Annotated in this window: 17 protein-coding genes, 1 tRNA gene and 4 pseudogenes; 12 read left to right on the forward strand and 10 right to left on the reverse strand. The window is 49.6% G+C overall.

The window, feature by feature from the left end:
• Window positions 1-87 precede the first annotated feature (87 nt).
• The 5 genes and pseudogenes from EPYR_RS21135 to hxsC all read right to left on the reverse strand — a co-directional run bounded on the left by EPYR_RS21135 (window position 88) and on the right by hxsC (window position 4549).
• The gene (locus EPYR_RS21135; protein ID WP_071819820.1) at window positions 88-348 is read right to left on the reverse strand and encodes a hypothetical protein; all 261 of its coding nucleotides are present in this window, start codon (window positions 346-348) and stop codon (window positions 88-90) included.
• Between the two features lie 110 nt (window positions 349-458).
• A pseudogene (locus tag EPYR_RS12760) lies at window positions 459-946 on the reverse strand (transposase); the annotation flags it as partial.
• A 246-nt stretch (window positions 947-1192) separates the two neighbouring features.
• Window positions 1193-2803 (reverse strand): TIGR04141 family sporadically distributed protein, encoded by a 1611-nt coding sequence (locus tag EPYR_RS12765; protein ID WP_012668805.1) that lies wholly within the window; start codon window positions 2801-2803, stop codon window positions 1193-1195.
• Window positions 2804-2822: 19 nt separating this feature from the next.
• Window positions 2823-3458 carry a His-Xaa-Ser repeat protein HxsA gene (gene hxsA / locus EPYR_RS19425; protein ID WP_012668806.1) on the reverse strand — a complete coding sequence of 212 codons (636 nt, stop codon included), beginning with the start codon at window positions 3456-3458 and terminating at the stop codon, window positions 2823-2825.
• Window positions 3455-4549: a His-Xaa-Ser system radical SAM maturase HxsC gene (gene hxsC / locus EPYR_RS12770; protein WP_014539248.1), complete on the reverse strand. Its 1095-nt coding sequence runs from the start codon at window positions 4547-4549 to the stop codon at window positions 3455-3457. The genes hxsA and hxsC overlap by 4 nt, the downstream gene beginning before the upstream one ends.
• 23 nt (window positions 4550-4572) lie before the next feature.
• Here hxsC and EPYR_RS12780 point away from each other — a divergent pair.
• A protein-coding gene (locus EPYR_RS12780; RefSeq protein ID WP_104945030.1) for an IS3 family transposase occupies window positions 4573-5741 on the forward strand; the annotation gives its coding sequence in 2 pieces (ribosomal slippage) (window positions 4573-4822 and window positions 4822-5741; 1170 coding nt in all).
• An 8-nt stretch (window positions 5742-5749) separates the two neighbouring features.
• Here the strand turns inward: EPYR_RS12780 and EPYR_RS12785 are convergent.
• Window positions 5750-6004: pseudogene (locus tag EPYR_RS12785) on the reverse strand (His-Xaa-Ser system radical SAM maturase HxsB); the annotation flags it as partial.
• Window positions 6005-6009: 5 nt separating this feature from the next.
• On the reverse strand, window positions 6010-6282 hold the full coding sequence (hxsD, locus tag EPYR_RS12790; RefSeq protein ID WP_041474024.1) for a His-Xaa-Ser system protein HxsD: 273 nt from the start codon (window positions 6280-6282) through the stop codon (window positions 6010-6012).
• 384 nt (window positions 6283-6666) lie between these two features.
• Between hxsD and EPYR_RS12795 the strand changes: the two genes are divergently transcribed.
• From EPYR_RS12795 to EPYR_RS12805, 3 genes are all read left to right on the forward strand, one after another.
• A complete protein-coding gene (locus EPYR_RS12795; RefSeq protein WP_012668808.1) occupies window positions 6667-7041 on the forward strand; it encodes a hypothetical protein in 375 nt (124 codons plus the stop codon).
• Window positions 7042-7203: 162 nt separating this feature from the next.
• Window positions 7204-7659, forward strand: a complete 456-nt coding sequence (locus EPYR_RS12800) for an STM2901 family protein (protein ID WP_041474025.1) — start codon at window positions 7204-7206, stop codon at window positions 7657-7659.
• Complete coding sequence (locus tag EPYR_RS12805) at window positions 7656-7973, forward strand: DUF1493 family protein (protein WP_012668810.1); 318 nt, start codon at window positions 7656-7658, stop codon at window positions 7971-7973. The genes EPYR_RS12800 and EPYR_RS12805 overlap by 4 nt, the downstream gene beginning before the upstream one ends.
• Window positions 7974-8217: 244 nt before the next feature.
• On the opposite strand, the pseudogene EPYR_RS12810 reads toward EPYR_RS12805, so the two are convergent.
• Window positions 8218-8502 (reverse strand): annotated as a pseudogene (locus EPYR_RS12810) (tyrosine-type recombinase/integrase); the annotation flags it as partial.
• On the opposite strand from EPYR_RS12810, the pseudogene EPYR_RS12815 reads away from it, so the two are divergent.
• Window positions 8494-9171: pseudogene (locus EPYR_RS12815) on the forward strand (site-specific integrase); the annotation flags it as partial. The pseudogenes EPYR_RS12810 and EPYR_RS12815 sit on opposite strands and share 9 nt — an antisense overlap.
• A gap of 15 nt (window positions 9172-9186) precedes the next feature.
• Here EPYR_RS12815 and EPYR_RS12820 read toward each other — a convergent pair.
• Window positions 9187-9263 (reverse strand) — tRNA-Arg (locus EPYR_RS12820).
• Between the two features lie 180 nt (window positions 9264-9443).
• Here EPYR_RS12820 and folD point away from each other — a divergent pair.
• The 3 genes from folD (at window position 9444) to adhP (ending at window position 11733) form a co-directional block, all read left to right on the forward strand.
• Window positions 9444-10310 (forward strand): bifunctional methylenetetrahydrofolate dehydrogenase/methenyltetrahydrofolate cyclohydrolase FolD, encoded by an 867-nt coding sequence (gene folD, locus EPYR_RS12825; protein ID WP_012668813.1) that lies wholly within the window; start codon window positions 9444-9446, stop codon window positions 10308-10310.
• Complete coding sequence (gene ybcJ / locus EPYR_RS12830; RefSeq protein ID WP_012668814.1) at window positions 10310-10522, forward strand: ribosome-associated protein YbcJ; 213 nt, start codon at window positions 10310-10312, stop codon at window positions 10520-10522. Before folD ends, ybcJ begins: the two co-directional genes overlap by 1 nt.
• Before the next feature lie 194 nt (window positions 10523-10716).
• The gene (adhP, locus tag EPYR_RS12835; RefSeq protein WP_012668815.1) at window positions 10717-11733 is read left to right on the forward strand and encodes an alcohol dehydrogenase AdhP; all 1017 of its coding nucleotides are present in this window, start codon (window positions 10717-10719) and stop codon (window positions 11731-11733) included.
• 81 nt (window positions 11734-11814) lie between these two features.
• Here the strand turns inward: adhP and cysS are convergent, their stop codons facing one another.
• Window positions 11815-13203: a cysteine--tRNA ligase gene (cysS, locus tag EPYR_RS12840; RefSeq protein ID WP_012668816.1), complete on the reverse strand. Its 1389-nt coding sequence runs from the start codon at window positions 13201-13203 to the stop codon at window positions 11815-11817.
• A 239-nt stretch (window positions 13204-13442) separates the two neighbouring features.
• Here cysS and ppiB point away from each other — a divergent pair, with 239 nt between their 5' ends.
• From ppiB to purK, 4 genes are all read left to right on the forward strand, one after another.
• Window positions 13443-13937 carry a peptidylprolyl isomerase B gene (gene ppiB, locus EPYR_RS12845; protein WP_004156470.1) on the forward strand — a complete coding sequence of 165 codons (495 nt, stop codon included), beginning with the start codon at window positions 13443-13445 and terminating at the stop codon, window positions 13935-13937.
• Entirely contained in the window at window positions 13937-14653 is a 717-nt protein-coding gene (gene lpxH, locus EPYR_RS12850; protein ID WP_012668817.1) for a UDP-2,3-diacylglucosamine diphosphatase, read from the forward strand. Before ppiB ends, lpxH begins: the two co-directional genes overlap by 1 nt.
• 138 nt (window positions 14654-14791) lie before the next feature.
• Window positions 14792-15301, forward strand: a complete 510-nt coding sequence (gene purE / locus EPYR_RS12855; RefSeq protein WP_012668818.1) for a 5-(carboxyamino)imidazole ribonucleotide mutase — start codon at window positions 14792-14794, stop codon at window positions 15299-15301.
• On the forward strand, window positions 15298-16365 hold the full coding sequence (gene purK / locus EPYR_RS12860) for a 5-(carboxyamino)imidazole ribonucleotide synthase (protein ID WP_012668819.1): 1068 nt from the start codon (window positions 15298-15300) through the stop codon (window positions 16363-16365). The genes purE and purK overlap by 4 nt, the downstream gene beginning before the upstream one ends.
• The last annotated feature ends 43 nt before the right edge of the window (window positions 16366-16408 follow it).

Raw genomic sequence — 16408 nt, forward strand, 5'->3', positions numbered from 1 at the left:
AAAGTACAAGGCGCAGAACATTGTCAGGAACGCTGCGGAGGCCATTATATCGGCCGCCCGTCGTCGTGATCCTGACGACATAGCCCGTTATCCCTTATTGGCTTCAGGCACTATTTCCACCAAAACCAGCGGACACTTTTTTACTTTACAGGCTTGCAAGTAAGCCAGGGAACACACGGAACAGAGATCCTTCGCCTCAGAATGATATTGATATTCCATAAAGTAACGGAACTTCCCCCCGCAAGAATCTGTTCGCCAGAAACGTTGAGGCTCTAAAATCTCATTAAGTTGCCTGAATGTCAGGGCAGAGGGGTTATGAAAACCGACTCTTACGCGATATGTTGTCATGGCACGATTATTTTCTAATGCCATGCCATAAGCAAAACGTTGTTGATACTCGCTGAGATAGGAAAAACCTTAAGCAGGCAGTATATACGGCGCACTCTTTTATGATCTCAAGCGTGACCCTGGCGGCGCAGAAGCTGGAACAGTTTGCTGAAGCCGTAACGCGGGTAACGTTCAGCTGCCTGCTGAAGTGCACTGATAACCGGTTCATCACGCAATATGTCGGGACGGTAATGATAAACCGTACGGCTCAGAGAAAAAGCCCGTCAGGCCCGCCTGACGCTGATAGAAAACGTCTGCACCACTTGCTTTATCAGCTCCCGCTTTTCTGATGGCTTCAGCGTTTTTTCGATCACATCTTTCAGCGCCCTGTTCTCAAGGCTCAGATCGGCGAACATCTGCTTCAGACGGCGTTTTTCATCTTCCCAATCTATGATCTTCTTGATGCCGCTGGCTCCATACCCCCGCATTTTGCTTTCCAGTTGTAGTCACTGGCTTCTGAAATTCCGGCTTCACGGCACACATCCTTCACCGTTCTGCCAGCCTCCATAGACTTCAGAACAGCGATGTTCTGGTGTTCGGTAAAACGGGCTTTGCGCATAGCGGTCTCCTCAGGNGGCATCATCAGTATGCCGGAAGATCTCTAAAAGTGAATNGCACCATTATGCGGGATGCTTACACGATCACCTTTAATACGGTGGCAGTTACACAGANTTATTTACAGGGTCATTATTATTTCTCATATTAAGAAACTGCTTGAGAACCCAAAAGTGTTTCATTGGCTCTTGAGTAATAAAAGCGATTACCTAAATAAACTGACAGACATCTCTGGCATTAACAAATTAACTTAAAGCTTATTCTTTTGTGGCTTACATAACTTCCTCTTGTAAATGTTAGTGTCTACAGCTATTTTGCAGATCCTTACTTCGTATCCAAAATTGCTAATACTCTTATGAAAGTTCTTTAAATTTATTTTTGAAAATAAAGGTAAATCTTCTGGAAGGTTTTTATTCGTAGCTATGGCGAAGACTAATTTATATTTTTTGGCATCAGGTCTAATTATATGATCCGCTAATTTTATATGAGCTGGCAACTTTTCATTAAGCTTTCCTCTAAATTCAGAATCGCTTATGAAAAGCTCAGAACCTACAAATCCTTGTGAAAAGAGATGGCTCATGCTTTGCGAACCACTGTAATATTTTACATGGATAAAATCTGATTCATCTTTTATAAGATCACAAAATTCTATCTTACTTTTCCCACCTCCATGATGAATAAATTGCTGATCCATATGTGTAAAGGATTTATCACTAAGACAAACATTCTTATTATAATCCTCTTCTCTTTTATAGGAATAAACCGGAAATTTATCTGAATATTCATAATGTAGGATTTTTTTCATTTCATCATCAATGATAGATACGAACTTTCTATCAGCAACATACCATATTGAATCTCGCAGAATATAGTTTTGGTCACCGTCTTTAATCTCAGCATAAATGCATCTATATAAAGACCATTTTTTTATCGATTCAAAATCGGCATTTAAAACATGCAGGCAACTTCTTTTCAGTTCATCAACAGTCATTTCATTTTTTTTGCCATCAAAATACTCACAAATATGATTTACTGACAAGCTTTCATAAATAATGCTTCTTTGTCTTTTCTCGAAAGAATACCCTATTTGATTTTCCCAATCTACAATTTCTGGCTCACCTAACCATATGTCATGGAAATTTCTTTCTTTAATCAAATCAATCAAGAGCGAATCCAATATCTCAATTTCGGCCTCATCAGCCTCTTTTATATTGTTAACCCACTCAAATTCTTCAGGGAGAGGTAATAGATAAATAGAGTCTATTTTCGTTAACAATTCAGGAATTGCTTTTAAGTCAACATCAGGCATAATTAAAAAAGCGTCTTTCCCTGTTATTTTGTTTCCTAAAACATCCTCTGTGGAAGTGCCTGTGAGGGTTGTGAGAATATCCATCTCAGAATCTATTTTAAGATTAAATATATCTACTTCTTTACTGCTCTGACTACGAGTTAAAAGGTTAGTCTCGTTGTGACTACCTTTATCTAAGCTACGGATTTTTTTATGTTCAATACAGTTAAGGGTTGTTTTGAGTCCAAAACCTTTGACAATACTATTATCATTGATTAAGTGATGACCAGTCCCAAATGGAATTAGATATCTTGAATTATTAACCTCAACAACTAAGACTGCCCCAGTGCTACTGTTCATACCGAAGAAATCGGATTCTATGTCCGTCTTTTGGCTTGTAAATAAAGTTGTCCATTCAGGAGGCATTGGATCCATAACTTGCTTTGCATAAAGGTATACTCTTGCATTATCTATCTCAAATTCGATAGGTTTCTGGACTCTTTCCAAATTCAAAACCTGATCAATGTCATCTGTAAATCTTTTTGTTTTATAAATCGAAAGTTTTATCTTCATTCCATTTACCCGCAATATTTTATCGGGCCAGTATATTTAAAGAGTTTAATAACTGAGTATCTAATGTTTCTCTTACTGGAGCAGGCAGTCCATTTGCAACTCTATAATTCTTAATAGCGGTCCTTGTCGCAGGTCCCATGCTTCCGTCGATATTTCCGTTATAGAACCCCTTATCGAGTAAGGCGAACTGCACTCGCATGATCAACCGCTTACGTTTTTCAGTATCCGAAGTCAGCCCACCAGTGGCACGATTGGCTCCTGTCGTTTCTGCTGAGTTTGTAGTTGTAGAGGTATTAGTATCGTTAGAACGAAGTGAACGGACAGATGAAGAAGACGATGACGAAGGACTTTCTGAACTGGAAGAGTCTGAGGTACTTGGTGAGCTGTACGTTTTGGGATAGTAGGGAGTGCTTCCACCATAGTAGCCACCGCCTGATGAAGAACGGTGAGAGCTGTGGCTACGGTGAGAACTGTGACTTCTGTGTCCGCCAATGTAGAAAGGCACTTCGGTGTTGAGCGGTGCAATCACCAGATCATGTTCATTTAAGGTCATGCCAGGTAAATCGCTGGCGCCTGTAGATGAATCACTTGCCCAGACTGAGTTGTTTAGAGCCAAAAATCCCGGAAGCAGAGCAGCGAAATTAAACTTTTTCATATTATTGGTCTCGGAGGTTGATGAAAACGGCCTTTTGATGAACTGAAATAACCAGCACAGGAAGACTTCTGAGTGCATTCATCACATTCTTTTGGATAGTAATTTTTCCAGTCAGAGATCGACTGTGTTGCAAAACCCCAAACTCTTTCGGGAAGATGGCATAGTGGATAGTTGAAGATGGTAAAAGGGATACCTGACCTGTGTGCGGTGTCTAAAGCCGAGAGAATCTTTTCGCTATAGCAGTCATGTTCAATGAAGATTGATGACCAGTTCTTGCGGGCCCATCCAATCGACTCCAGCCCCATCAGGGAGATCTGGTTAATGTTGGAGAAAACACGACCAGCAAACTCTACGATGTCATCAAGCTCTGTGTAGTTAGTCTGAGTAGGGATGATTCTCAGTTCGATGTTGATACCTGAGTTACCGGCATTTATAAGTCCCCTGACCGTTTCATCAAATGCACCCTCGCTTCCGACCAGGTAGTCATGCACTGTTGCTCTTGAAGAATAAAGCGGAATGCCAAAAGTGATTTTGATCTTATCGCTTCGTTCTTTCATCTGCTGGGTAAAGCTGACATCTGCAAACTTCCGCCCATTGGTTAAAACATGTAGTGCTGTGTCAGGGGAGTTTTCGATGATGAAATCCAGAAAATGCAGGAAGTCTTCGCCATATAGCAAAGGCTCTCCCCCGCTCACTCCCACAACTCCATTGAGTGAGAAGGAAGCGATAGCGAGAGCGGACTGGTTAAGAAGCCAGTCATCGTTTCCCGCTTTTGGAGGCTGAGAACAAAACAGGCAACTGTTATTGCACCTTTCAGTGACAAGAACAGTGTTATGGTTCGCTCTACGAGACAGAATCACCCGGAGCATGTTGCCGTTGTTGACGATGCCAATGTCACCATCTTCTATAGAATCGAAAAGTTCTTTGCTTACAACCGAGTCTGCAAAATATGCTGGAAGTCTGGAATCGAGTTCAGTTTCAGTAACAAGCAAATTTGGCAGATAAAACTGAGGATTTTCGGGCTTTGATTTGCACAGGCGATTGAAGTGGTTTACTGAATTTGGCCATCTGAACAGAGGTGATATGCTCACCTCAGAACAACACAGGTGCTCCAATGAAAAGAAGAAATTTTAGTCCTGAATTCAAACGTGAATCCGCTCAGTTGGTTGTTGATCAAAACTACACCGTCTCTGATGCCGCTAAGGCTATGGATGTCGGTCTTTCCACGATGACAAAATGGGTCAAGCAACTGCGTGATGAGCGGCAGGGCAAAACACCAAAAGCCTCTCCGATAACACCGGAACAAATCGAAATACGTGAGCTGAAGAAAAAGCTACAACGTATTGAAATGGAAAACGAAATATTAAAAAAGGCTACCGCGCTCTTGATGTCAGACTCCCTGAACGGTTCTCGATAATCGGGAAACTCAGGGCGCGTTATCCTGTGGCCACTCTCTGCCATGTGTTTGGGGTTCATCGCAGCAGCTATAAATACTGGAAAAATCGTCCTGAAAAACCAGACGGCAGACGGGCTGTGTTACGAAGTCAGGTACTTGAGCTACATGGCATCAGCCACGGTTCGGCCGGAGCAAGAAGCATCGCCACAATGGCAACCCAGAGAGGCTATCAGATGGGGCGCTGGCTTGCTGGCCGGCTCATGAAAGAACTGGGGCTGGTCAGTCGCCAGCAGCCGACTCACCGGTATAAGCGTGGCGGTCATGAACACGTTGCTATCCCGAATCACCTTGAGCGACAGTTCGCCGTAACAGAGCCAAACCAGGTGTGGTGCGGTGATGTGACCTATATCTGGACAGGCAAACGCTGGGTATACCTCGCTGTTGTTCTCGACCTGTTTGCAAGAAAGCCAGTGGGCTGGGCAATGTCGTTCTCGCCGGACAGTAGACTCACCATGAAAGCACTGGAAATGGCATGGGAAACTCGCGGTAAGCCCGCAGGAGTGATGTTCCACAGCGATCAGGGCAGTCATTATACGAGCAGGCAGTTCCGGCAGTTACTGTGGCGCTACCGGATCAGGCAGAGTATGAGCCGGCGTGGAAACTGTTGGGATAATAGCCCAATGGAACGCTTCTTTCGGAGTCTGAAAAACGAATGGGTGCCAGTGACAGGTTACGTAAGCTTCAGCGATGCGACTCACGCCATAACGGACTACATCGTTGGATATTACAGCGCACTCAGGCCGCACGAATATAATGGTGGGTTGCCACCAAACGAATCAGAAAATCGATACTGGAAAAACTCTAACGCGGTGGCCAGTTTTTGTTGACCACTTCAGAAGATAGGTCTGACAGCTAACTCGTTCATCAGTCGTTTGGCGAAGGCAGAACTCAGGGAAGCTTGTGAAACTGCCTGAGTAGCATCGGCTGCAATGAACAATCTGCTTTCAAGAAGTCGGGAAGTGAATTGCTCTGAAGGAGAGTTGTTATCGGCAAGAAGGTTTAGTTCTTCCTTATCGACGAAGCTGTGAAAGCCAGCGAAGTTGCTGATGAAGACTTTGCCATTGTTCAGGCGGTCAAAGTTGAAGGGCATCGAAATCATTCGGCAAGTCTCGAATCGATGCTCCTCAGAACATTGTCGATGATTGAAGACCTGACGTGCCCCGTGTGTGCCTGAAGCTTCTCCCTGAGCTTGTAGTCATTAAGGAGCCGTTCAAACTCGAACTCAACCTCATCATTGAAAGGTTCGAACAACACGAGCCAGTGCTCATCGCCTTCATCAAGCTTCCAGCGAGTGACATTACTCATCCAGTAAAGGATGTTTCTGATCACCCATTCAGAACACACTGTTTTTCTTATCATTTTTGTCATTACATTACCATCCAGAAAGTAAAAAGGTATGAATCTAAAATTTTACTTCTCAGTTTCAGGCCGTGAGAGGTTGCAAGGAAGCTAAAATGAAAACGCCATTTTCAGTAAGCATATGTTTTTACGATGGTTTGTTGGTTTTAATTACAGAATATTCTTATATCTAAATCTTAACCCTTGTAATTGAGAATGTAAATTCATTATCAAAATTTTATGACGAATACCGTAACTATTACATTGTAAGCATCCCGCATAATGGTGCCATNCACTTTTAGAGATCTTCCGGCATACTGATGATGCCTCCTGAGGAGACCGCTAGCCCTAATTCTACCCGCCTGTTTCTTATTNTATGATAGATGCCTCATACATTAAGGAATGCCACCAGCCATGCGAATGACAGCCCGTAAAAAAGAGATATTGAGCTACCACCAGCCGGGTAACCTCGAATGGGTGACGGGTGAGATTAGAGAGCCGCCGTTTGATGTGTCCGGGCTGGCCTTTCTGGTTTGCGGGCTGGACTCCTTCGATACCAGGCACCATCTGGAATCTACCCGGCGCAGTCTTGAAACGATGGTGAAAGATGGCCTGTTAGAGAAGGTNACCAGCTTTGAGCGCAGACAGGACACGACACAAAGCGGTGACGGTAAAGGTATCTGGTGTAACTGCTCCCGGTATGGCCTGCCCGGNTCCTGTCTGGTGGTACGCGATGAAGGCGTTAAGGGTGAGGCTATAGACGGGGAAGCGGTGCGAGTCGGTTATTAGCCTTATGTTCCACATTGTTTTACAGTTCGCTAACGGGCTTTAGGACTTACTCTGATGGTACTCAGTCAGGTTCTTGCATAAGGTCAGTACTGTAGAACTGCCGCTTAACCTTCGGGGTAAAGTAATCTACGAAATGGCAATTTCAATAACAGGGAATGATGAATGGACACAGTAGAAGAACTTAACGGAACGTATTTTTTTAACGGGCTTAGTAAGCTTAGCTCAGAGGAGTTTCTTTTCTGGGTAATGGTAGATGAGATGCTCAAGCAATTGGGCGTACAAGACGTAATTGGTGTCGCGTCAATAATTCTGGGAAACAACATTATCGGCATTCCCGGAAAACCCATAACTGCTACGCCCGGCACTTCACCAGCTTCGCTTTATTTTCGCAAACATTTGAGCTACAAATTTCGTACCAGAGTCCTGCCAACTCTTACCAAAAAATCATTTTCTATGAGAGGCATAAAGATTTTCTGGGTTAACAACTTAGGTTCATTCGCTGGCAGAGCAGTACCTGTTCTTGGATGGGTAGTTCTGGCTGTGGATGTCACGATGATTAGTTATCATACGGTTAACAGGTACAACACCATCGCACGCCCGGAGGATAAAATCTGGTGAAGAGCGATAGCAATGAGCAACTCCGGGAATACATTCTTGAACATCTACCAAAAGTGACAACCCTGTTTAAACAAGTCGTCATTTCTGATGATGAGCCGTTACAGGAAACTTTCGAAAGTGAAGACCTGGCGGCACTGGTAGAAGATTTATCGGTTGAGATTAATGTCAATTGCGAAAATTTCAATATGCTCAGGTATTTCCCGTGGAAAACGAAATCAGTTTTTAACAGGGACCCCGATAATTCCAGCAAAGCACCTTTAACACTCAAAATGTTTATTGAGTCAGCTAAAGCAGGATACTGGCTTTATGACTAAATGAAAATATACCGAAAAAATATATTAACATTGTATTTCAGTAAGTTACAAAAACATAGCGCACTATATAACCTGAAAACAGAAAAAACCGGGTTAGCGTTAATTTCATATTCAGGCGGCGGTACTGACGGCGGGAAGCCCTGAACGTTTAACCTGCCCCCACCGCGCACCAGCAGTGCGAACCACTGCCGACATTCTGCTACAAATCCAGCCCCAATCCCTTAGCCGCCGCGCCCACCCTAATCCTACCCGCATCATTACGACCTGGGAAAACGTACTTACCCCGCCCGGTTAGCTGGTGGGTTGCTTCAAGTAACGATTTAGCCTGGCTGGAAATGGGTACTATGTGGGGGCGGCGCATCTTCATACGTTCGGCGGGGATCTGCCAGATACCCTTATCAAAATCGATATCAGGCCATTCAGAGGCGCGGAGTTCGATAGTCCTTAACCCGGTAATCATCAGTAGCCGGGTAGCGTAGCGGGTGATCATGCTGCCGCTGTAGTTGCTCAGGTCATTAAGGAATGGGGGTGGATAAAGACGGCTCCTGTAATAAAAACCAAAAAGCTGGTGAGCAAAAGGATTCGCTGGCTTACCCGAGAGGAGGCAAACAGGCTACTGGAATGCTGTTCTGAAAGCATACGCCCAGTTGTCACTTTTGCACTTGTAACCGGGTTGCGCAGATCCAACATACTCGACCTTGAGTGGAACCAGATTGACCTGCAGCGAAAAGTGGCCTGGATAAATCCAGAGAATGCAAAGGCAGGCAAGGCTATTGGCGTAGCCCTGAATGATACAGCGTGCCGGGTTCTGCGGGGGCAGATAGGGAGGCATTCTCGCTGGGTGTTTGTTCACACTAAAGCATCCACGCGATCTGATGGTACAAAAACAGAAGCTGTCAGAAAAATGAGAAAAGATGATAACAGCGCATGGCGTGGCAGTCTTAAACGAGCCGGAATCACTGATTTCAGATTTCATGATCTTCGGCATACGTGGGCAAGCTGGCTGATACAGTCCGGCGTTCCACTGTCAGCGCTGCAGGAAATGGGTGGATGGGAAAGCATAGAAATGGTTCGCCGATATGCTCATCTTGCACCGAACCACTTAACCGAACATGCGTGCAAAATTGACGCGCTTTTAAGTGTTAGCGACACAAAAACGACACAAGGTGTAAATCAGGCTGGTTTAAGAATCGGGTAACTCATTGATTTTAATTGGTACGCCCTACAGGATTCGAACCTGTGACCTACGGCTTAGAAGGCCGGTGCTCTATCCAACTGAGCTAAGGGCGCATAGTGAATGCGTCGGATTATACGGCCAGCATCTGCTGAGTCAACGATTTTACTGCCGCAAGGCATTCAATGCCGAAGTTATGAACAATATCCTGCCAATCTGTGCCTGACAGCGCGGTCCGCTTCTGACAAAATAGGCGCAATTCCCGATTTACTTAACACAGATGGATCCCCTCTCTGATGGTAGCAAAAATTATTGATGGTAAAACGATTGCGCAGCAGGTGCGCAATGAAGTTGCCGGGTTAGTTCAGCAGCGTCTGGCTGCCGGAAAGCGAGCGCCAGGTCTGGCCGTAGTGCTGGTTGGTGAAAACCCGGCTTCACAGATATATGTCGGCAGTAAACGTCGTGCCTGTGAAGAGGTTGGATTCCTTTCGCGCTCGTACGATCTGCCCGCCAGCACCAGCGAAGCGCAGCTGCTGGATCTGATTAGCGAGCTGAATGATGACGCAGACATTGACGGTATCCTGGTGCAGCTGCCGCTGCCTGCCGGTATCGACAATACCAAAGTACTTGAGCATATCTCCCCCGCCAAGGATGTCGACGGCTTCCATCCTTATAATGTAGGCCGCCTGTGCCAGCGCGCACCGACGCTGCGCCCGTGCACGCCACGCGGCATCGTTACGCTGCTGGAGCGTTATCAGATTGATACTTTCGGCCTGAACGCCGTGGTGGTGGGTGCCTCCAATATCGTTGGCCGCCCGATGAGCATGGAACTATTGCTCGCCGGTTGTACCACCACCGTGACTCATCGCTTCACCAAAAACCTGCGTCAGCACATTGAAAATGCCGATCTGCTGGTGGTTGCCGTTGGCAAGCCCGGCTTTATTCCCGGCGAATGGATTAAGCCTGGCGCCATCGTGATTGATGTCGGTATCAACCGTCTGGAAAGCGGCAAAGTGGTCGGCGATGTCGATTTTGACCAGGCCTCAACGCGTGCGGCCTGGATTACCCCAGTACCGGGCGGCGTAGGTCCGATGACCGTTGCCACACTGATCCAGAACACCCTGCAAGCCTGTGAAAGCAACGACGATGGAGTATCAGCATAATGGCAACTTTCTCTCTGGGCGATCATCCTCATGTTGATCTCTGTGACCTGATGAAGCTGGAAGGCTGGGTAGAAAGCGGCGCAATGGCAAAATCGGTTATCGCTGAAGGCCATGTGACGGTTAACGGCACGGTGGAAACCCGCAAGCGCTGCAAAATTGTCGCCGGTCAGAAGGTGGTTTTCGACGGCAACAGCGTGACCGTGACCGCCTGATTCAATCTGTCTTTCACGCAGGGCTGTCCTTTTGGGCAGCTTTTTTTATGCCTGCAAGCATACCCAGCGCTTATCTCTTAATCATCTGATTCCGCGTCCCCGTCTATACTGTAGTGGCTTGATGTATATCAATATATAGCTGACCGCTGGCGCTAAGCTGATGTTATACACCTTATAAACTGAAGAGGTTCACGATGAAAGCTGCTGTCGTCACTCACGATCATCAGGTTGATGTGGTAGAGAAAACCCTCCGCGCGCTGCAGCATGGCGAAGCCCTGCTCACTATGGAGTGTTGCGGGGTCTGTCACACCGACCTGCACGTCAAAAACGGAGATTTCGGCGATAAAACCGGCGTTATCCTTGGGCACGAAGGGATTGGCGTAGTCAAATCTGTCGGTCCGGGCGTGACCTCCCTCAAGCCCGGCGACCGTGCCAGCGTGGCGTGGTTTTTCAAAGGCTGCGGCCATTGTGAATACTGCAACAGCGGCAATGAAACCCTGTGCCGAGAGGTGATCAACGCCGGTTATACCGCCGATGGCGGCATGGCCGAAGAGTGTATCGTGGTGGCGGATTATGCCGTTAAGGTGCCTGACGGTCTCGATCCTGCGGTCGCCAGCAGCATTACCTGCGCCGGTGTCACTACCTACAAGGCGGTGAAAATCTCCGGTATTTCTCCCGGAAAATGGCTGGTTGTCTATGGCCTTGGCGGTCTGGGCAATCTGGCGCTGCAGTACGCAAAAAATGTGTTTAATGCCAAAGTCATCGCCGTTGACGTCAGCGATGCCCAGCTGAAATTTGCCGAAGAGATGGGGGCCGATATGGTGATCAACTCGCGTAATGAAGACGCGGCACGGCTGATCCAGCAACGCACGGGGGGCGCACATGCTGCCGTGGTAACAGCCGTTGCCAAAGCGGCGTTTAATTCTGCGGTGGATGCGATGCGCGCAGGTGGCCGTATTGTGGCAGTGGGCCTGCCGCCGGAATCGATGAGCCTGAATATCCCGCGTCTGGTGCTGGACGGCATCCAGGTCGTCGGCTCGCTGGTCGGCACGCGTGAAGATTTAGCTGAAGCTTTCCAGTTCGCGGCTGAAGGCAAAGTTGTACCCAAAGTCACTCGCCGCCCGCTGCAGGACATCAACGCGATCTTCCATGAAATGGAAAGCGGAAAAATCGTTGGCCGCATGGTGATTGATTTTAACAGTACCCATTAACCCTGCGTCGCGCTGCGCAGATTAAGGTCGCAATGAAAAAAAGCCCTGAAAATTCAGGGCTTTTTATATTCTCACTTCAACTTATTTGCGGCGCCAGCGGGTACCACCGGCACCGTCCTCCAGCACAATGCCCATCTCGTTCAGACGGTCACGCGCCACGTCGGCCTGCGCCCAGTTTTTCTCTTTACGCGCATCGATACGCATCTGGATTAGCGCTTCGATCTGCGCCACTTCTTCATCATTGATATTGACACCGCTTTGCAGGAACTGCTGCGGATCCTGCTCCAGCAGGCCAAGCACGCCGCCCAACACGCGCAGGCGCGCCGCCAGGCCATCCGCTGCCGCCGGATCTTCCCCCTTCATGCGGTTGACTTCTCGCGCTAAATCAAACAGCGCCGAATAGGCTTCCGGGGTATTGAAGTCGTCATCCATCGCCTCGCGAAAGCGCGCCTCAAACTCTTCGCCGCCGGCCGGAGTGGCGCGGGTATCGGTGTTACGCAGCGCAATATACAGGCGCTCCAGCGCCGAACGCGCCTGGTTGAGGTTATCTTCGCCGTAGTTTAGCTGGCTGCGATAGTGGCCGGACATCAGGAAGTAGCGCACCGTCTCCGCATCGTAGTGCTGCAGCACATCGCGCACGGTAAAGAAGTTGTTCAGCGATTTCGACATTTTTTCACGGTCAATCATCACCATGCCGGAGTGCATCCAGTAGTTCACATACGGGCCATCATGAGCACAGGTGGACTGGGCGATCTCATTCTCGTGGTGTGGGAACATCAGGTCAGAACCGCCGCCGTGAATATCGAAGTGCTCACTCAGCTGTTTGCAGTTCATTGCCGAACACTCAATATGCCAGCCCGGACGGCCGTTGCCCCACGGGGAAGCCCAGCCAGGTTCATCTGCTTTGGACATCTTCCACAGCACAAAGTCCATCGGGTTACGCTTCACATCGGCAGCCACCTCAACGCGAGCGCCGGCCTGAAGCTGATCCAGATCCTGACGCGACAACGAACCGTATTGCGGATCGCTGTCAACGGAGAACATCACATCGCCATTGCTGGCAACATAAGCATGCTCACGGGTAATCAGCTTCTCGACCAGTTCGATAATCTCTGCAATATGGCGCGTGGCGCGTGGCTCCAGATCCGGCGGCAGAATGTTCAGCGCGGCGAAGTCTTTATGCATTTCGTCGATCATGCGATTGGTCAACCGCTCGATAGATTCGCCGTTTTCGTTCGCGCGTTTGATGATTTTGTCATCTATATCGGTGATGTTACGCACATATTTCAGCTGATAACCACTGTAACGCAGATAACGCGCCACAACATCAAAAGCGGCAAAGGTTCTGCCGTGGCCGATATGACACAGGTCGTAAACGGTAATGCCACACACGTACATGCCGATGTTACCGGCATGTATGGGTTTAAATTCCTCTTTTTGACGACTCAGGGTGTTGTAAATCTTTAGCATTGAGACATTCCGTTTTAAGCGTGTGCGGGGTTAACGATAATTTAGTGTGTATAATATTCTGACGTATTTTTCCGTGCAGCGCTACGCAAAGCAAAGTTATCCCCCAGCCCCGCTTTGCAGCGTTGCTGACGAGCCGTCACAATTTGTGGTATAAAAGCCGTCTGCCGCCAGGGGCAGATTATTTGTCTGCACTTCCTGCGCCCACTGTTAAATACTTCAAACCCTGACAGGATGAGAAAATGGTTACTTTCCAGACTAATCATGGCGATATCGTCATCAAAACTTTTGATGATAAAGCCCCGGCTACCGTAAAAAACTTCCTTGAGTACTGCCGCGAAGGCTTTTACGACAACACCATCTTTCACCGTGTGATCAACGGTTTTATGATCCAGGGCGGTGGTTTTGAGCCAGGCATGAAGCAGAAAGACACCAAAGACGAGATCCGTAACGAAGCCAGCAACGGCCTGAAAAATACCAAAGGCACCCTGGCAATGGCGCGCACTCAGGCTCCACACTCTGCCACTGCCCAGTTCTTTATCAACGTGGCAGACAACGACTTCCTGAACTTCCGTGACGAAAGCCTGCAGGGCTGGGGCTACTGCGTGTTCGCTGAAGTGGTTGAAGGAATGGACGTGGTTGAGAAAATCAAAGCCGTCTCTACCGGCCGCAGCGGCATGCACCAGGATGTGCCGAAAGATGACGTGATCATTCAGAAAGTGACCGTCAGCGAATAATGCCGCACACGCTGTTTATCGCAGATCTCCATCTGTGTCGTGAAGAACCGGCAATCACTGCCGGTTTTCTGCAATTTTTGCACCATCAAGCACAGCACGCTGATGCGCTGTATATTCTTGGTGACCTGTTTGAAGCCTGGATTGGTGACGACGATCCCAATCCGCTGCACGCGCAGATCGCCCACGCGCTGCGTCAGCTCAGCATCCCCTGCTACTTTATTCACGGTAATCGCGACTTTCTGTTGGGCAAGCGCTTTGCCCGCTCGGCCGCAATGACGCTGCTGCCGGAAGAACAGGTGCTGGAACTGTACGGCAAGCGCCTGCTTGTCATGCACGGCGACACGCTGTGCACTGACGATAGCGGTTACCAACGGTTTCGTCAGAAGGTGCAGCAGCGCTGGCTGCAAAAGCTGTTCCTCGCCCTGCCGCTGTTGATACGCCAGCGTATCGCGTTAAAAATGCGTGACGGTAGCAAACAGGCTAACAGCAGTAAGGATATGGCGATTATGGACGTTAATCAGCAGGCGGTGATCAAAACAATGTGTCGCCACAATACCCCGCTGTTAATCCACGGCCATACGCATCGTCCGGCGGTACACCCGCTTGAAATCAACGGCCAGCCGGCGCAGCGTCTGGTATTGGGAGCCTGGCACCAGCAAGGCTCCATGATCCGGGTCAGCAGTGACGAGATCAGGCTGATTTCCTTCCCGTTCTGAAGCGTAACTGGCGCGGTTTCGCGCTACGCAACCGTTTTCCTTGCCGCACAGTCATGATATTCTCTCTGCCCTTCCCACCCGGTAGCCAGTCTCTGCGCTGCCACGGTGACGTTTTACAATCACAGGAGTCAGACCCGCATGTCATCCAACGCCGCACCGGCCCGCATTGCTATTGTTATGGGTTCAAAAAGTGACTGGGCCACCATGCAATTTGCTGCGGAAGTCCTCACCAGTCTGGACATTCCGTTTCACTGTGAAGTGGTGTCCGCCCACCGCACGCCAGACAAGCTGTTCAGCTTTGCCGAAAGTGCCACGGATAACGGGTATCAGGTGATTATTGCCGGGGCAGGCGGCGCGGCGCATCTGCCGGGTATGCTGGCAGCGAAAACGCGGGTGCCGGTACTCGGCGTGCCGGTACAGAGCGCCGCGCTAAGCGGGGTAGACAGCCTGTATTCCATCGTCCAAATGCCGCGCGGCATTCCGGTAGGCACGCTGGCGATTGGTAAAGCCGGGGCAGCCAACGCCGCCCTGCTGGCGGCGCAGATCCTCGCGCTGCACGACAGCGGCCTGGCGCTGCGCCTGGCGGACTGGCGACAGGCGCAGACTGACGAGGTGCTGAACCATCCGGACCCCCGGGAGGAAGCATGAAACCGGTCTGCATTTTAGGTAACGGTCAGCTCGGGCGCATGCTGCGCCAGGCCGGGGAGCCGCTGGGGATCGCCGTTTATCCGGTCGGCCTTGACGCCGAGCCGCAGACGCTGCCGATGGCGCAAAGCGTCATCACCGCCGAAATCGAGCGCTGGCCGGAAACCGCGTTGACGCGCGAGCTTGCCGATCATCGCGCCTTTGTTAATCGCGATATTTTCCCGCTGCTGGCGGATCGCCTGACGCAGAAACAGCTGCTTGACCGGCTTGGCCTGGCAACGGCACCCTGGCAGCTCTTATCCGCTGCCGACCAGTGGGCGCAGGTGTTCACTACCCTCGGCGAACTGGCAATCGTTAAACGCCGTACCGGCGGCTACGACGGGCGTGGCCAGTGGCGTCTGCGCGCCAGCGAAACCGCTACGCTGCCCGGCGAATGCTACGGCGAATGTATCGTCGAACGGGGCATCAACTTCTCGGGTGAAATGTCGCTGGTGGGCGCGCGCGGCCACGACGGCAGCACGGTGTTCTACCCGCTGACCCATAACCTGCATCAGGACGGCATACTGCGTACCAGCGTGATGCTGCCAGACGTCGATGCGCAGCACCAGCAGCAGGCGGAACGCATGCTGTCGGCGATTATGCATGAGCTGAACTACGTTGGCGTGATGGCGATGGAGTGCTTCGTGGTGCCGGAAGGTCTGCTGATCAATGAGCTGGCTCCGAGGGTGCATAACAGTGGTCACTGGACGCAGAACGGCGCGTCCATCAGCCAGTTTGAACTGCATCTGCGCGCCATTCTCGATCTGCCGCTGCCCACCCCGGTGGTCAATACCCCGGCAGTGATGGTCAACCTGATCGGCACCGACATCAATACCGCGTGGCTCAGGGAGCCGCTGGTGCATTTGCATTGGTACGACAAAGAGGTGCGCGCCGGGCGTAAGGTCGGCCACCTGAATCTGGCAGACGCCAGCCCGCTGGCACTTGGCACCGCGCTCAATGCGCTGGTGCCAATGCTGCCTGCGGAATATGCCAGCGGTATTGCCTGGGCCGTGGATAAACTTGCTTAAGCCAGCAATACGGCGGGCTGAAAGTGATAAGTTCAGGCCCGCC

Origin of the sequence: Erwinia pyrifoliae DSM 12163, assembly GCF_000026985.1 — a bacterium.
Taxonomy (GTDB): domain Bacteria; phylum Pseudomonadota; class Gammaproteobacteria; order Enterobacterales; family Enterobacteriaceae; genus Erwinia; species Erwinia pyrifoliae.